Genomic DNA, 15071 nt, shown 5'->3' on the forward strand with positions numbered 1-15071 from the left:
TTGTAAAAATAATGGAGTGAGTGTATTCGTATGAATGTATTTTAGCTTGAAAAGTTATAGATCGAGATTTAAAATTACTTTTTAGGTAGGTTGCCATAATATATGTCATATTTTCGAAAAATAAGGATACTATTTAATTGAAGCTTTCAATACATTGAAAGTGATTAAAAAGGCAGGGAGGAAGTATTTGATGGAGATATCCTTAGGCTTGCTTATATCAGTTGCGATTACGATCTATTTAGTTATCGATGCACCGAAGCACAATAAAAGCCCTGTTCTATGGGGGATACTCGGTTTTTTCCTTGGATTTTTAGGACTAGGAATATATTTAGTCGTTACAGGGAGAAAAGTTTTGGGATGGATTATTATCGCTTTATTTATCGCCTTTATCATTATTATTCTTTTATTTTTTGCCTTTATTATTACTGCGCTTTTTAATTTTGGCTATTAAATAAGCAGCGCGAGAAATGAATTCAAAAAAAGGATTTGCCCAGCTTCTGCTGTGTAAATCCTTTTTTACATTCAAAACGATTAAATTACATATAAGAATACACAAAGAAAATGTGAGAAACTCCCGAACATGATAAAGATATGGAAGATCTCATGAAACCCAAAATACTTAAATTCAAGAAATTTTGGTTTGATTGCATAGATGGCTCCACCTATTGTGTACAGCACACCACCAAGAATTAATAGACCAAGGCCTGTTGGACTTAATGTTTCTGATAGAGGAGAAAATGCAAATATAATGATCCAGCCCATTGCGATATATAGGGTAGTTGATAGCCATCTTGGACAATTAAACCAAATCATTTTAAAGAGAATACCTGAAACAGCAACGATTGTAACGATGGAAAATAATAACCATCCAGTTACACCGTTTAAAGAAATGAGACAAAATGGTGTGTAGGATCCAGCAATCAAGACAAAAATCATTGAATGATCAAGCCGTCTGAGAAAAGAGATGACCTTATCCTTAGCAATAACCATATGATAGGTCGCAGATGCTGAATATAGCAGAATCATACTAATTCCGAAAATTGTAACAGCAGTAATGACTAAGGCAGAGGTATTTGTGCTTGCCGCTTTAATAACCATAGCAAGTAAACCGATAAACGACAAAATGGCTCCAGCAAGATGTGTGAGTCCATTAATGGGCTCTCGAATATAAGATGTCATAAGTAAATCCTCCTCTAAAACTTAAGTAGTTTCGATAACTACTTGTAATCATATAACTATTTCTTTAAGTAGTCAACATTTACATTCTTGTATTTTTTAAGTAAAATTTAATAAAAGAATAATGGAGCAGAGGTTATCGATAAATGGAAAATTTACAGCAAATGATTATAGATTTAGAATTGCACAATCAAATTACATTAGAAGATATGCCTCAAATTGATTTATATATGGATCAAGTGATTCAGTTGTTTGAAAATCAATTTGGAGGAAGTAAGCGAAATGAGGATGAAAAGGTATTAACAAAAACGATGATTAATAACTATGCAAAAGGAAAATTGTTTTTCCCTATTAAGAATAAAAAGTATTCAAAAGATCATTTAATTTTAATCAGCTTAATCTATCAGTTAAAAGGGGCTTTATCGATCAATGACATTAAAGATACTCTATTACTAATTAATGAAAAAACGTTAGCATCAGATTTTGCTTTGGAGCATTTTTATGAAAGTTATCTTCAAATTGTGAAGAAAAACGTCGAGCGTTTTAATGAAAATGTATCAGTCATTTCAAGCGATGTGAAAAAAGAGATTGAAGAAATGAAAGACTTAGATCAGGATCGGCTAGAAAAGATTATGATGATTTCATCGCTATCAAATATGAGTAATTTTTATCGTAGAGCTGCGGAGAAGCTTGTGGATGAGCTAGGTGCTAATAAGGAACTAAAAGAAAAGAAAAAAAATCAGTCTGATAAGCAGTGAAATGCTTGTTAGACTGGTTTTTTTTGTACAAATATTGCTCGCAACAACTTAAATCACAATTAAGTATAGTTCTTCACAAATCCTTCACAGATTATGTATTCCTTGTGAGATATATCACCAAAATTGCGGATTAAAATCATTATTATAAAAGTATGAAATACAAACAAAAAGAGGGGGAAACACAAATGAAAAAAGGTGTAAAAATTCTTCTTACTTCAGCATTAGGAATCGGACTTTTAACTGGTTGTAATCAAGAAACAAGTACGGAAAAAGTGGATGCAGAACAAAAAGTATTAGCAGCGGAAAAAGGGGAAGTAGAGGTTATTAAACCACATCAAGGCTTAAATCAAGAGCCTATACCTTTAAAAGTTGAAAGAGTAGGTCCATCAGAGGTTAACGTAGAAATGACATCTCAAATAACAGACATTGAAATAGACAAAGGCAAAGTATACAAAGCTTGGACATTTAACGGTGAAGCACCAGGCCCAGTAGTTGTTGTAAATGAAGGAGATACAATCAACTTTACATTAAAAAACATGGATCCTGCAATTCCACATAGCATGGATTTTCACGCAGTACACGCAGCACCTTCAAAAGACTTTACAAATGTAGAGCCAGATGATACAGGAACATTTAGCTATCCAGCAAATAACCCAGGCGTATTCATGTATCACTGTGGTACCGCTCCAGTACTTTCTCATGTTGCAAACGGAATGCATGGAACAATTATTGTAAAACCAAAAGATGGCTATCCAACTGATAATGAAATAGATAAAGAGTTTGTGATTATCCAAAACGAATGGTATAAATACAATGATTTAGAAGATTTCACAAATGGAGTTCCTAGTCATGTAGTGTTTTCTGCAAAAGCATTAAAAGAAGGCGACAGAAACACAAATGGTGACACATTCTCATTAAAAGAGGAACCATTATTAGCAAAAGTTGGCGACAGAGTTAGATTCTATATCAATAACGTTGGTCCGAACGAAGTAAGCTCATTCCATGTAATTGGGACTGTCTTCGATAATGTGTATATGGACGGCAATCCATATAACCATATGAAAGGTCTCCAAACTGTATTGCTACCTGCTAGTGGTGGAGCAGTTGTAGAATTTACAGTGACACGAGAAGGAAGCTACCCGTTCGTTACTCATCAATTCAATCATTCACAAAAAGGTGCTGCAGCCATATTAAAAGTAACTAAAGATGGTAAAGATGACGGCACAGCTACAATGAGTCATTAATAAGTATGTAAACAACACAACCATATTATATATAAAATAAATGAAAATGTGAACCCTTTTTAACAAATTTAAGGGCAGTTTATTCCCCTATTAGTAATTATAGAATAATTGGGAGTACTGCCCTTTTCAACTATTGTCGAAATGTGTAGGGCGGGTGAGGCTTACATGTATAATAAAATTGTTTTTTTACTTCTCTTATTATGGGTCGGTTTTACAGGAAGAACATATGCAGAAGAACTGATTGTTAAAAATAGTTCTGAACTCGAACAAGCATTAAATACTCAAAGTGCCGAAGTTATTAAGATGGTACCTGGTATATACGAAGGCATCTTTAATATTAAGTACCCAGTTCATCTTATTGGTGAAGAGGGTGTAAAGCTAGTCGGACCGTATAATGGCGATGTTCTAACAATTGATGCGGATGATGTCGTTGTTGAAGGCCTTCATATAGAAGGCAGTGGTTCTCAAAATGCAGGAATTTATGTAAAGGGAAATCGTTCAATTATTCATCAAAATATCATCAAGAATGCTTTTCATGGCATTTATGCAAAGGAAAGCTATGGACATCGTATTGAAAACAACGTAGTCACAAGCTTTGATGACAAAAAAAAGCATAAGGGCTATGGCATTTATGTAGTAAAAGCGCCCAATTCAAGTATCGTTAGTAATTATGTATATGATACACAGGATGGCGTATATGTTTCTTATTCAGATTTCTGTGAAGTCCGAGCCAATAAAATGATAAAAGCAAGATATGGTGTTCATACGATGGATTCAAAGTCAGTCCTCATTTCACAAAATGAGGTGCGGGAAAGTGTGAATGGCCTTATGATCATGCAAAGCAATGAGGTTTCAATTATAAACAATTTCTTTTACCTAAACACGAAAATCGATGGTGCTGGGATGTTTATCTTTGATACATTTGATTCTAAGGTTTCATCAAATATGATGAATGGAAATTTTAAAGGAATTATCATGGAAAATGCAAAGCGCAATACATTGGAATTCAACACATTTATCGGAAATAATACAGGATTGGAATTAGGAGAAGCAACAGATGGGAATACAATCTATCTGAATAATTTTTACCATAATACGAGACAAATTATTTCAGAAAAGGACCAAGAGAACCAATTCAATCTTGATAATTATGGAAATTATTATGATGACCATGGGTCACTTAATTTAAATAAGGATCATCTTGTAGACTTTGCATATAAAAGTGGAGATGTGTTTTACAACATGACGAGGAAGGAACCAGTTTTGAATATTTTTTATCAAAGCCCAGCAGTTGAGCTATGGAATATGATTGAACAATATACACCGATGCCATCTGATTCCTTTATCATTGATGATTCACCATTAGTAAAGCCAGCTCCCGTGAGTTGGAATGAGCAAAAGACGGAAAAGTCTTTTCTATCCAATCCGACATTTGATTGGATACAAATCTTCTGTTTTCTAGTCATCTTAACTAGTTCTGTATATATTTTATTGAAATTTGGGAGGGAACGTCATGAAATTTAAAGGATTTTTCTTAATGATCATGCTTGCAGTCGTACTTGCAGCCTGCAGCAATTCGAAGGCTGCAGCCCCAGTTGAAATAAAGGCAAACGAAGACTCTTGTGATGCTTGTAAAATGGGGATTGAAGATTTGCAATCTGCAGGTCAAATTATTATGGATGATGGCAAACCACTTCTTTTTGATGATATCGGTTGTATGATTGATTATATACAAACACATAATCCTGCCTATGAAGCTGCTTTTGTTCATGACTATCAATCAAAGGAATGGATTGATTTTGATAAAAGTACATTTGTACAAGATTCTGGTATTGAAAGTCCTATGAGTTATGGAATTGCCGCATTTGAAGTAGAAGAAAATGCAAATGAATTTCATCAAAATCATGGGGGGATGAAGTACACCCATGATGAATTAATAAAAATTGATCTGAAAAGCATAAAAAAAGGTGACATGGAGCATGGACATTAAAAAGTTCTAGCTTGCGAGAAGGAGGCGCTGGATAATGAAGCCAACATTGTTACTATCTATGGTAAAGCATGAATTACAGCTTTTGCTTCGCAGTAAATGGCTATTGAACTTTATGATCTTGTTTATCTTTTTATCAGGATTACTTTACTTTTATGGTATTCAATCGGTTAAATCAGATCCAGTAGAGACAACGTACGGATTGGAATCTGTTAATACGAATATTGAAACAATGAATGTGAATCCAGAGTGGTATGGACTGAAGGAAATAAAAAAAGAGGTAGAGAACTCTGAGGAAATTAGTCAATCGGCTTATAATCGCTCAATTGCCATGCTAATCAATTTATCTTTATGGCTCATACCGATTATTTGTTTAATCTTAGGGGCTAACTCAATTATAGCGGATAAAGAAAGTGGCCGTTTTTCACTATTTAAAACGTATCAAATTTCTTATTGGCATTATATGGGGAGTAAATTCTTTTCATTAGTCCTTTCACTTTTTGTAGTGATGGGAATTTCTTACGGTGCATTTGGGCTTATATTGTCGCTCATTGGAAAGTCGTTTCAAGGATCGATCTATCTTGTATTTATGATTGTGAATATGCTATTGATCATTGTATTTTCTGGAGCGGCTCTCTTCATAGGTGCGATAAGTAAAACAAGGATGCAAGGATTATCCTTTGCTTTGTTTTTCTGGAGTTTCGTCGTATTTGTTTATGAATTTATTGTCTTTTCGATTATCGACTTCATCCCATATTCAATGAAGCTTGGAAGCTTGTTCTTCTTAGTTCTTTTGAATCCTGTTGAATCGATTCGTGTATGGTCCATCTCCAAATTAAATGCTGATTATGTGTTCGGACCTGAGTATTTAATGATTGAAAAATGGGCGGAGAACGGGGTATTGACTGGCGCACTTCTTTTATCTATAGCTATTCTTATCATTCTGACTATCGCAACATCTACAAATTTATTAAAAAAGCGGGGTATTTAAGATGATTTTAGAACTTAATAATATCTCAAAGAAATACAAAAATAAATTTGCCTTAAGCCCTGTTGATTTAGTGATAAATGAAGGGGAATGTATAGTATTGTGCGGCGGAAATGGAGCTGGCAAAAGCACAATGATAAAAATTTTGACAGGGATTGAAAAATCCACAACAGGGAAAGTTACCTTTCATTCAAAACGGAAGAAATCATTTGCTTACATGCCGGATTCAATGAATTTTCCACCCGAATTTACACCAATTGAAATTTTACAATATTATGGAAAGTTTTTAGACGTGAAAAAAGAAAAAATTAATCAAGTTTTGGAAGACGTTGGATTATGGGATAAAAGAAATCAAAGGGTCGGTGGTTTCTCTAAAGGGATGTCCCAGCGCTTAAATCTTGCACAATGTCTATTAGCAGACACAGATATATATATATTGGATGAGCCGACAAATGGATTGGATCCTTATTGGGTCATTCAGTTCAAGCAAGTGATTCAGCAATTAAAGGAGCAGGGCAAAACAATTATTGTTAGCAGTCATATAATGAGAGATGCGATTGAAATTGCTGATCAAGTACTCATCCTATTTAATGGAAAAGTAAAGTCATTTGGTACATTGGATCAAATATACGAAGAACATGCATGTGAATCGCTTGAAGAGGTATTCCTATCGATTCATAAAAAGGAGCAGGCAGCAGGTTAGGAGCCAGAGACGTAATGTTCCTGGCTCTTTTGAAATTGAAGTTCCTGTATTTGTGCCATACTTATTTTGGATAAATTGAATATTCCTCTACATTTTTTATCCAAACCTTTGCATTATTTCCTTTTTTATCACTTATCCACAGATCCCCATTGGTGCTTGTTAACGTGCTGCGTAACCATATGATTGTATTTGTCTCAGGTATGAAACTTGGCTTATAATCACCAATACCAATCTCAGGTGAAGTAATTTTTTCCTGTTTCAATTCATTTATGTTTATAGAGTAAAGGGATGGCTCAGGACGAAGCTTCTGATCATTCGACCACTCCGATTCAGGTACACGTGATGCAACAATTGTTTGATTATCGATCCAAGTAAACCACATATCAGCAAATTTGTCAGGTGTAAGCTTAATGGAATTATAGACAGGAAGTTCAGTTATTATTAATTTTTTATTTTTAAACCCAGCAACAATTCGACCACCGCCTGCAATATAGCCGAGGAGGTTTTTGTTTGGTGCCCATTTCGGTACATCAATATGGAGAATTGTCTCATCCAACACGGAAAAATCCTTGCCATCTAATGATAAGACACAGACCATATCACTATCCATCGACCACGATGCGGTCGGACTAACAATAAATGAAAGCCATTTTTGATTAGGAGAAAAGGCAAAATCAGTTGCATTAATTGAGATGATTGTTGCTTTTCCATTAGACAATTCTTTTGGAATCACAAATAATTGTTTCACATTTGATGAAGGATCAATTTTTTCAAAATCATTATTTAAGGCTACATTGTAAATAATAGGATTTGTCCAGCCATCTGGTCTTACAGTTGCCGATGAAGAAGCGATAAATCCATTTCCGTCTGGGGTCCATTCATAGTCATCCACACCTAATGCCGCGGTTCTTACTTCATTTAAATTTGAAATTTGTAAGATTCTATTGCTTTGAAAAGCAATTAAATTTTCAGTGGGAGACCATTTCGGATTCATTCCATCATCAACTATTTTTTTATGTTCCTTCGTTTCAAGGCTATAGACCCAAATTTCTAATTGAGGGTTTTCAGTTACATTGTTTTTAGATTTGACTTCTTTTTGATAGACAATCCATTTTCCATCAGGGGACCATTTTGGTGACTGTCGATAGACTGTTTGATCCTTGGTGATGATTTGTTCATGTCCATCAATTTTTATCCAAAGCTGTCCATCTCGGATAAATGCAGCTTTCATTGTATTTTCTCTAATTTCACCACCAAATACAATGTGAGGCATGATTAGTAATAATATGATAAGTAAATATAAATATTTTCTCATATTTGCGCTCCATTTCTAAATCCTTCATTCAAGTACTGTGATTGTTGCTGATTGATCGCCTATTTATTGTTTCCAGTAATCCATTGATTATGAAAACTATTACTCATGCCATTAATAATAGGAGCCAGTTCAGAAATGGGCGGGGAAAGATTTGCTACTTAAAGAAAATTATTATGGGGATGAAGAAAACTTCCCTTCCCAAACAAACAAATATAGAAGGGAAGCCAATAATTATTTCTCTTTTTCAACTAGATGAAACTCTTTCAGCATTTGATTTAATCTTGCTCCATGTCCTTCTTCTGCCTCTAGAAAGAAATATTGCTTAAAAACAAAACTGCCATTTTTCCCGTTGCTAATTGCTAGGTATCGAATCATTTCACTATCAGCCTCATTCCCTTTCTTCACTCTAAAAGACAAAGCATCGAAAGGATAGTCTACTTGTCTAATCTCAGAAATATCGAAGGGCTCATTTATCCAATTTGCTCTAAGTTCTTTTAAAACTTCTTCAGGCTCTTTTTCAGGAAACTGCTGTATATCCATGCCCACATCTGGATAGTTTTCCGGATGATTTTTTGCTATCACTTGATCATAGCGGTCAGATTTAATAAATGTATAACGTTCTTCATCAATGTAAATGACATAATCTGCTTCTGAGCCCTCATGTAAATTTACGGTTTCTTCTTCATTTGTACCTTCTATTAATTGAATGATCTCCTTTTCGGGTTCAAATATGATCTTCATTTGATTAATTACAGCATGACCCATTTTTGATTGTGTAGCAATAAGCAATAAAATAGCAGCAGCAAAAGCAATGAATAGCTTTCCCTTATAGCTTCTTCTTTGCTTTTTCATACGAGCTGTATTCATTCTTCCGTTGATTTGATTATTAATGTTTCTCCATATTTGATCTTTTTCTTCCTGATTTATATTCGTATGTTTTATTAATTCATTTTTGATTTGTGTGTCCATATCGTTTTTCAAAGTAAATCCTCCTTAATTAAACGATCGAAATGCTTACTGAGCTTTTTTCGTGCATGAAAAAGTCTTGATTTAACCGTATTTTGATTAAGATTCATAATCGTTGCGATTTCCTTTTCACTAAATCCATGTAAATATTTCATGACAATAGGAATGCGAAATGAATCTTTTAATGAGTAAATCGCGTGAATGAGCTCGGATCCTTCTACATTCTCATCGAAAGTTGCTTCTGTATGAAGCTCCTCTTTCCAGACAATATTTTTTTTCGTTTTTCCTTCCTTTTTAGCTATTCGCATACATTCATTATGCAAAATACGATAGAACCATGGATCGAATGGCATTGCAGCATCATACATGGAAATATATCGATAAACGCGAATAAATGTTTCTTGAACGGCATCTTTTGCCATTTCCCGATCTTTTAAGATTCCAACGGCTAGACCGAAAGCTTTTTGAATATAGTCTTCATAAAAGACTTTAAAAGCAGTTTGATCGCTAGACATAAGCCGCTTAAGTAAATTCTCATCCAATAGTTACACCTCTTTCTTGATGTCTTTCTTTAAGGCTATTTTCAAGAAGATTATTGTTTTAAAATAAATATGCATAAAAACTACGGTTGATTAGAGCGGAAGGTGTGGAACTTCTGAAGTAGATATCAACTTCTAGCATTTAAATATGAAATAACAATAATGTTTGAAAACAGCCTTCATTAAATATTACCTTCAAGAAAACAAAAAAGTTTAATTTTTTTGAAATCCATTCAATCGCCTATGATAAGATAGAATTGTTAAAATTCAAGGGGTTTTGCTATGAGGGGGAGTTAGTGTGGATAAGAATTGGTCGATGGATCTTGAACATAATGAATATGAGAAGGATGTTGATTTAATTATCGAAGATGGCATAAAAGCAGTGGAAGAAACGGCAGTAGGCTGCTATGTCAATTTAGTTACTTCAGAGAATTTCGGCAACCCAACTGATTATCTGCTTCCATTATTATCGAATGTTTTTGGTGATTCAATTAAAATGAAATATATTGATCAATGTGGCTGTGGGGGGTACGTATTACGGGTATGGAAGATAAATTAGGGAATTTGCAGGTGCTGAGACAATTTCAAAATAAACAAGTCGTTATCAATTATTATGAAAAGGATGAATTAGTTAGAAGAGAGGGTTTTTTCTTTATAAACATTGAAATGAAAGAGGGATCCATTCATTTTATAAGGGAAAAGAATAAAGATTTTATCCTTTCAATCCATGATGATTTTCAATTCACACAACAAAGTGAGTTTAAACATTATTATTTTTTAGAGAATACAGATGAACGGGTAGAATTATATTTTCCATAATGACTGGGCAGAATTTCAGCCCAGTCATTATGAGCATAAAAGAGGATTCCTATGAAACAGAGAAAACTCAGTCCACAAGGAATCCTTCGGCAGCGTACACACCGTATGAAAATAAGTACAATTTTTATTTAAAGAAGTTTTCTGTATAGTATGGGTGTGCTTCCTCATTAAAGGCAACACCTACACCTAAAAATTGATATTCAGGCTTGAGTATATTTTCTCGGTGACCTAGCGAATTCATTAGTCCTTCATGCGCATAGATACTGCTAAACTGTCCAGTTGCTAAATTTTCTCCCGCGACAGTAAAGAAAATATCATCCTCATTCATACGATCAAATGGAGAGTCTCCATCAAGATTTGTATGAGAAAAATAATTCAATTCAGCCATGTCGTTGCTATGCTTCCGTGCAGTTTCTTTCACATGATCATCCCAACCTAGTGTAGAAAGCCCATGAGTGATTCGACTCGCATTGGTTAAGTCAAATAGCTGGTACTCAAATCCCTCTTTTAATTGTGTAGTTTCATCTGTATAGAAGCTTTTTTTCCTTTTTTCGAGGTCCTCACGTATAATTTGTATCGATGTGACAACATTGCCCTCGTGTTTATCATAAAAAATAGTTATAAAACTATGATCAATGAGAAAAACATCATAATCTGTTTCCTTTGGTAATTCAAAATAGGTTAACCCTTTACGGATATGTTCCAAAGGTTTGCCTAGTTGTTGAATGACTTCATCTTTTTGACTTCCTAACTTAATTCCATAAGATGAGGAGATTAAATCTTGATTCGTATATAAGGCGTTTACTTGATTTTTTTCATCATATGCAACCATAATAAAGTTTTGATAGTTATTGTGATAGGTATGCCATTCATTTCCATATTCATTGTAAGAAGTACGCTGTGGCTGCCCTAACTGTCCTTCAACCTCTGTTTTCAGTTTTCCTAGAACGATATTATGTACAGAAAAGGCATGACCAGAAGGAATGGCTAAATCAGGCTTTTCAACCTGTTTAATTTCCTTCGAGCTATTGTTCATATCTTCATTGTTGTTACTAGTTATATCATTAACTGTATCATAAATTGAAAGAAGAGCAGCTGTTACATTAGGGTCCTCAATTATGTTACGAATTTCTGATTGGATGGACTCATATATAGGATAAAATTCAGTTTTGGCTATTTGTTTTTCGATAAATGGCCATGAAATGAATAAAATGAATAAAAAAAGTAATGATCGAATTATTTTTCTCAATGAGTTCAAACCTCCTTCGCATTACAATTTTATAATATCACATTTATCCCCTATTATTATATGTTTTATAAGAGAAAGTGAATAATAAAATCATTTTTCCAACAAATTGGATATTTGAGAGGAATGTTCCTTTGATTTTTATTATGAAATTTGGGTAATCTAACAATATTTATGAAGGAAATAAAGTGTTTGAAGGGGGAATGAAAATGAATTTAACACATGAACAAAGGATCGAGCTGCATGGATTTAATAATTTAACAAAAGCACTTAGCTTTAATATGTATGATATTTGCTATACAAGAACGAAGGAAGAACGTGAGGCTTATATTGAGTATATAGATGAAGTGTACAGTGCAGAGCGATTAACTCAAATTCTAACGAGTGTGTCTGATATTATCGGTGCGCATGTATTAAATATTGCCCAGCAAGATTATGTTCCTCAAGGAGCAAGTGTAACGATGCTTGTTTCGGAAGGGCCAGTTGTGGAGGTGCCAACCGACTCCTTTAGTGAATCTCCTGGACCACTGCCCGATTCGGTCGTCATGCAGCTAGATAAAAGTCATATTACGGTTCATACATATCCTGAATACCATCCAAATGAAGGGATTAGTACGTTTCGTGCAGATATAGATGTCTTTACTTGTGGAGAAATTTCGCCACTTAAAGCATTGAATTTCCTCATCTATTCATTTGATACGGATATAATGACAATTGATTATCGGGTTAGAGGATTTACTAGAGATAAAAATGGGAAAAAGCTTTTTATCGATCATGATATTAGTTCCATACAAAATTATATTCCCGATGAAGTGAAAAATGATTTTGATTTGATTGATGTAAACATTTATCAATCACATATTTTTCATACAAAATGTCGAATCCGGGAATTTGACTTAAATAATTATTTATTTGGCTATACAAAAGATAAACTGAAACAAGAAGAAATAGATGATATTACCGAGAAACTAACAACAGAAATGGATGAAATTTTTTATGGAACAAACATGCAATAAGGTGAAATTTTAATAAGGAAGCGAGTTCGTGCCACTGGTGGATAATAAACATTCACTTAATCAAAAAATGTCCGGCATCTTTAAAAGAGATGCCAGACATTTTTCAAAAGTATGAAAAAATTCTACTTCCAGAATTTCCACCAAGCTTCTTTATTTTCTTCAATCGCAGCTGCCGCGTTTCGGAAGCCTAGAATCATATCCTGAAACATCACTTCACGCTGATTTACATCATGCCAGTACTCTTCACGTTCCCTGTTTATTGTTTCTAGAAATATTTCTCGATCACAATTTAATGTTTCAATAAGTGCACTAATTTCAGTATGAGTGACCTCTGCAGAACTTGAAATATAGTGAATCATTGTTTTAAATTCTTCAGCTGCTGCTTCTGAAGAATCAGAGACCCGACGAGAGAGTGTGCGTATTTGTTCAGTTGTTCCTTTTGAGGTTTTGGCAATTCTTCTAGAAAGGGTGCCGATTGATTCTGCCGTATGCTCTGCTGCCGTATGTACTTGACTAGCTAGATTATCAATGTCTTCTTTTGTTTTTTCACTAGATTTATAAATTGAATCAGATAGTGTTTTTACCGTATGAACGGATCCTTTTGCGATTTCTTTTTTTACTTCTTCGATTACTTCTTTGCGAATCCCTGTTCGAATTTCATTTTTTACATCATCAATCATTTCGTCTTTCCATGATTTCATTGCAGTCAAAAATTGTTCAAGATCCTTTTGATTTTGTTCATTTTCCAGATTGTCATGAACGATAGGGACCAATGTAGCTTCAATCGGAACAATCTTTTTTAATTGAAAGTCCTTTTCAATAATTCCTCTAATCATATCTTTGCTCAAGCTTTTATCATGCATCTGTTTGACCGTTTCTAGTAAACTGATTTCATCATCTGTATAGAAGCGAGCACCTTGTTTGGAACGTGGAATGACTAATAGTCCATGCAAGTCTTTTTCCCACTGCCTTAGCTTTCCAGCAGAAACATTTAATTTTTTTGCTACCTCTTTTATTGTGTACGATTTCATATTTATTTTCCAACCCTTTCTGAATAATAAGTTATATTGTGGGATTGATGAATTTCTCATCTGTGTGTCTTATTAATTCAGCAAAGGAAACCCTATTTTCCTGCTACATGACAAAAGCTATCAAAAGAAGACTGAATTCAGCAAAAAACAGAAATATATGCAAAGTGGCTGCTTGTTCATCTATGAAAAAAAATTTGTGGATGTGCGAATTAAAACGATAATTGGTATTTTAAATAGAAATGAATATGTATGGAATGCTAATGAAATTTTGAAGGGAGTCAAATTAAACAGTTATTGGTTGGAATGTTTGCTGCATGCTTGTTTTTTAGATGAACATTATTACAACATAAATATTTCCATTGAGGAAATGTTTATTTTTTTTTTCATTTTTACAATAAATCGTTCACATTTTCAATCTTTTTGGAAGTTTACCTCCAACTATTCTGGATATGCTGTTTAATATGATTATTTATATTTTGAAAAGGACGTGTAATAACGATGTCAGGACCAAGTTTAAAAAAGCCGGATGCCCATTCATCTATTCATGAAGCAGCCTTAAATGAAGCTATGGAGTTAAGAGCTATCTATCAACAATGTTTAATAGATAACAAAAAGGAGAAAGCACTTCAGGTAGCAGAAGTGATCATTGAACACTGGGAGACAAGAACATTAAAGCATGCTGAATCAGAAGAAGAGGGTCTCTATAAAGAAATGGAAGAAGAAAAACCAGAACTCCATGATTTAGTGATTGAGCTTACACGAGATCATAACATTATGAGAAGAATTGTTGAACAAATGAAAGATATGCTAGAGAAGCAAGAAGTGGATGATCAATTCACAAGGTTAATGGATGGATTGATTGTAGTGGATCTGATTCATAATGAAGATGAAATGAATAAACTATTGCCTCATGGCAAACACTAACACAGGGAAATTAAGGAATTTAGTAGTGAGGAGGATCAGAAATTGGGAGAACATCAGCTTCAAAGAGAAGAATCATTACGAATTGCCGCGCCAGCTGTTTATAAAAAGATGGTAGAAATATTCGAACAATATCATATTCATCCATATGATATGCAGGGAATTGTATTAAGGAAAAACGATGGATTAGAAATCACGCTTAGGCTTTCACATAATTATGCTGAATTAAGCAGTACACATATTAGCTTTGATCAAGTGAAAAAACCTGATAGCAAGATCACTCAATTTTTCGAACAGGCAGCAGAAAGGTGTAAGGATCAATTAATCACAGATTACTATAAAATGATCAAACTATAGGAAGG

General features: G+C 34.0%; 18 protein-coding genes. 12 read left to right on the forward strand and 6 right to left on the reverse strand.

Going from position 1 to position 15071, the window contains the following annotated elements:
• Window positions 1-190 precede the first annotated feature (190 nt).
• Window positions 191-451 (forward strand): hypothetical protein, encoded by a 261-nt coding sequence (locus tag J2Z40_RS01060; RefSeq protein WP_066394602.1) that lies wholly within the window; start codon window positions 191-193, stop codon window positions 449-451.
• A gap of 80 nt (window positions 452-531) precedes the next feature.
• Here J2Z40_RS01060 and trhA read toward each other — a convergent pair whose 3' ends face one another.
• Window positions 532-1179 (reverse strand): PAQR family membrane homeostasis protein TrhA, encoded by a 648-nt coding sequence (gene trhA / locus J2Z40_RS01065; RefSeq protein WP_066394600.1) that lies wholly within the window; start codon window positions 1177-1179, stop codon window positions 532-534.
• 143 nt (window positions 1180-1322) lie between these two features.
• On the opposite strand from trhA, the gene J2Z40_RS01070 reads away from it, so the two are divergent.
• The 6 genes from J2Z40_RS01070 to J2Z40_RS01095 all read left to right on the forward strand — a co-directional run bounded on the left by J2Z40_RS01070 (window position 1323) and on the right by J2Z40_RS01095 (window position 6856).
• On the forward strand, window positions 1323-1934 hold the full coding sequence (locus J2Z40_RS01070) for a DUF1836 domain-containing protein (RefSeq protein ID WP_066394597.1): 612 nt from the start codon (window positions 1323-1325) through the stop codon (window positions 1932-1934).
• 185 nt (window positions 1935-2119) lie between these two features.
• Entirely contained in the window at window positions 2120-3178 is a 1059-nt protein-coding gene (locus J2Z40_RS01075; protein ID WP_066394594.1) for a multicopper oxidase domain-containing protein, read from the forward strand.
• A 165-nt stretch (window positions 3179-3343) separates the two neighbouring features.
• Window positions 3344-4702 carry a right-handed parallel beta-helix repeat-containing protein gene (locus J2Z40_RS01080; RefSeq protein WP_066394592.1) on the forward strand — a complete coding sequence of 453 codons (1359 nt, stop codon included), beginning with the start codon at window positions 3344-3346 and terminating at the stop codon, window positions 4700-4702.
• The gene (locus J2Z40_RS01085; RefSeq protein WP_066394591.1) at window positions 4692-5168 is read left to right on the forward strand and encodes a nitrous oxide reductase accessory protein NosL; all 477 of its coding nucleotides are present in this window, start codon (window positions 4692-4694) and stop codon (window positions 5166-5168) included. The genes J2Z40_RS01080 and J2Z40_RS01085 overlap by 11 nt, the downstream gene beginning before the upstream one ends.
• A 34-nt stretch (window positions 5169-5202) precedes the next feature.
• Entirely contained in the window at window positions 5203-6156 is a 954-nt protein-coding gene (locus J2Z40_RS01090; protein WP_066394588.1) for an ABC transporter permease, read from the forward strand.
• Between the two features lies 1 nt (window position 6157).
• Window positions 6158-6856 carry an ABC transporter ATP-binding protein gene (locus J2Z40_RS01095; protein ID WP_066394587.1) on the forward strand — a complete coding sequence of 233 codons (699 nt, stop codon included), beginning with the start codon at window positions 6158-6160 and terminating at the stop codon, window positions 6854-6856.
• 61 nt (window positions 6857-6917) lie between these two features.
• Here J2Z40_RS01095 and J2Z40_RS01100 read toward each other — a convergent pair whose 3' ends face one another.
• From J2Z40_RS01100 to J2Z40_RS01110, 3 genes are all read right to left on the reverse strand, one after another.
• On the reverse strand, window positions 6918-8171 hold the full coding sequence (locus J2Z40_RS01100; RefSeq protein WP_066394585.1) for a TolB family protein: 1254 nt from the start codon (window positions 8169-8171) through the stop codon (window positions 6918-6920).
• Window positions 8172-8402: 231 nt separating this feature from the next.
• Complete coding sequence (locus J2Z40_RS01105) at window positions 8403-9152, reverse strand: hypothetical protein (RefSeq protein ID WP_066394583.1); 750 nt, start codon at window positions 9150-9152, stop codon at window positions 8403-8405.
• Window positions 9149-9679: an RNA polymerase sigma factor gene (locus J2Z40_RS01110; protein ID WP_083953900.1), complete on the reverse strand. Its 531-nt coding sequence runs from the start codon at window positions 9677-9679 to the stop codon at window positions 9149-9151. The genes J2Z40_RS01105 and J2Z40_RS01110 overlap by 4 nt, the downstream gene beginning before the upstream one ends.
• Window positions 9680-9974: 295 nt before the next feature.
• Between J2Z40_RS01110 and J2Z40_RS01115 the strand changes: the two genes are divergently transcribed.
• Window positions 9975-10235 carry a CGCGG family putative rSAM-modified RiPP protein gene (locus J2Z40_RS01115; RefSeq protein ID WP_066394580.1) on the forward strand — a complete coding sequence of 87 codons (261 nt, stop codon included), beginning with the start codon at window positions 9975-9977 and terminating at the stop codon, window positions 10233-10235.
• Window positions 10220-10495 carry a hypothetical protein gene (locus J2Z40_RS01120; protein WP_066394578.1) on the forward strand — a complete coding sequence of 92 codons (276 nt, stop codon included), beginning with the start codon at window positions 10220-10222 and terminating at the stop codon, window positions 10493-10495. The genes J2Z40_RS01115 and J2Z40_RS01120 overlap by 16 nt, the downstream gene beginning before the upstream one ends.
• 124 nt (window positions 10496-10619) lie before the next feature.
• On the opposite strand, the gene J2Z40_RS01125 is transcribed toward J2Z40_RS01120, so the two are convergent.
• Window positions 10620-11744 (reverse strand): CAP domain-containing protein, encoded by a 1125-nt coding sequence (locus tag J2Z40_RS01125; protein ID WP_066394574.1) that lies wholly within the window; start codon window positions 11742-11744, stop codon window positions 10620-10622.
• A 206-nt stretch (window positions 11745-11950) separates the two neighbouring features.
• On the opposite strand from J2Z40_RS01125, the gene speD reads away from it, so the two are divergent.
• Complete coding sequence (gene speD, locus J2Z40_RS01130) at window positions 11951-12757, forward strand: adenosylmethionine decarboxylase (RefSeq protein WP_066394571.1); 807 nt, start codon at window positions 11951-11953, stop codon at window positions 12755-12757.
• 122 nt (window positions 12758-12879) lie between these two features.
• On the opposite strand, the gene J2Z40_RS01135 is transcribed toward speD, so the two are convergent.
• Complete coding sequence (locus J2Z40_RS01135) at window positions 12880-13788, reverse strand: MerR family transcriptional regulator (protein WP_066394565.1); 909 nt, start codon at window positions 13786-13788, stop codon at window positions 12880-12882.
• Between the two features lie 498 nt (window positions 13789-14286).
• Between J2Z40_RS01135 and J2Z40_RS01140 the strand changes: the two genes are divergently transcribed.
• On the forward strand, window positions 14287-14712 hold the full coding sequence (locus J2Z40_RS01140; protein WP_066394561.1) for a hemerythrin domain-containing protein: 426 nt from the start codon (window positions 14287-14289) through the stop codon (window positions 14710-14712).
• Between the two features lie 42 nt (window positions 14713-14754).
• Window positions 14755-15066, forward strand: a complete 312-nt coding sequence (locus J2Z40_RS01145; RefSeq protein WP_066394559.1) for a hypothetical protein — start codon at window positions 14755-14757, stop codon at window positions 15064-15066.
• The last annotated feature ends 5 nt before the right edge of the window (window positions 15067-15071 follow it).

This window comes from Cytobacillus eiseniae, assembly GCF_017874625.1.
GTDB lineage: Bacteria > Bacillota > Bacilli > Bacillales > Cytobacillaceae > Cytobacillus > Cytobacillus eiseniae.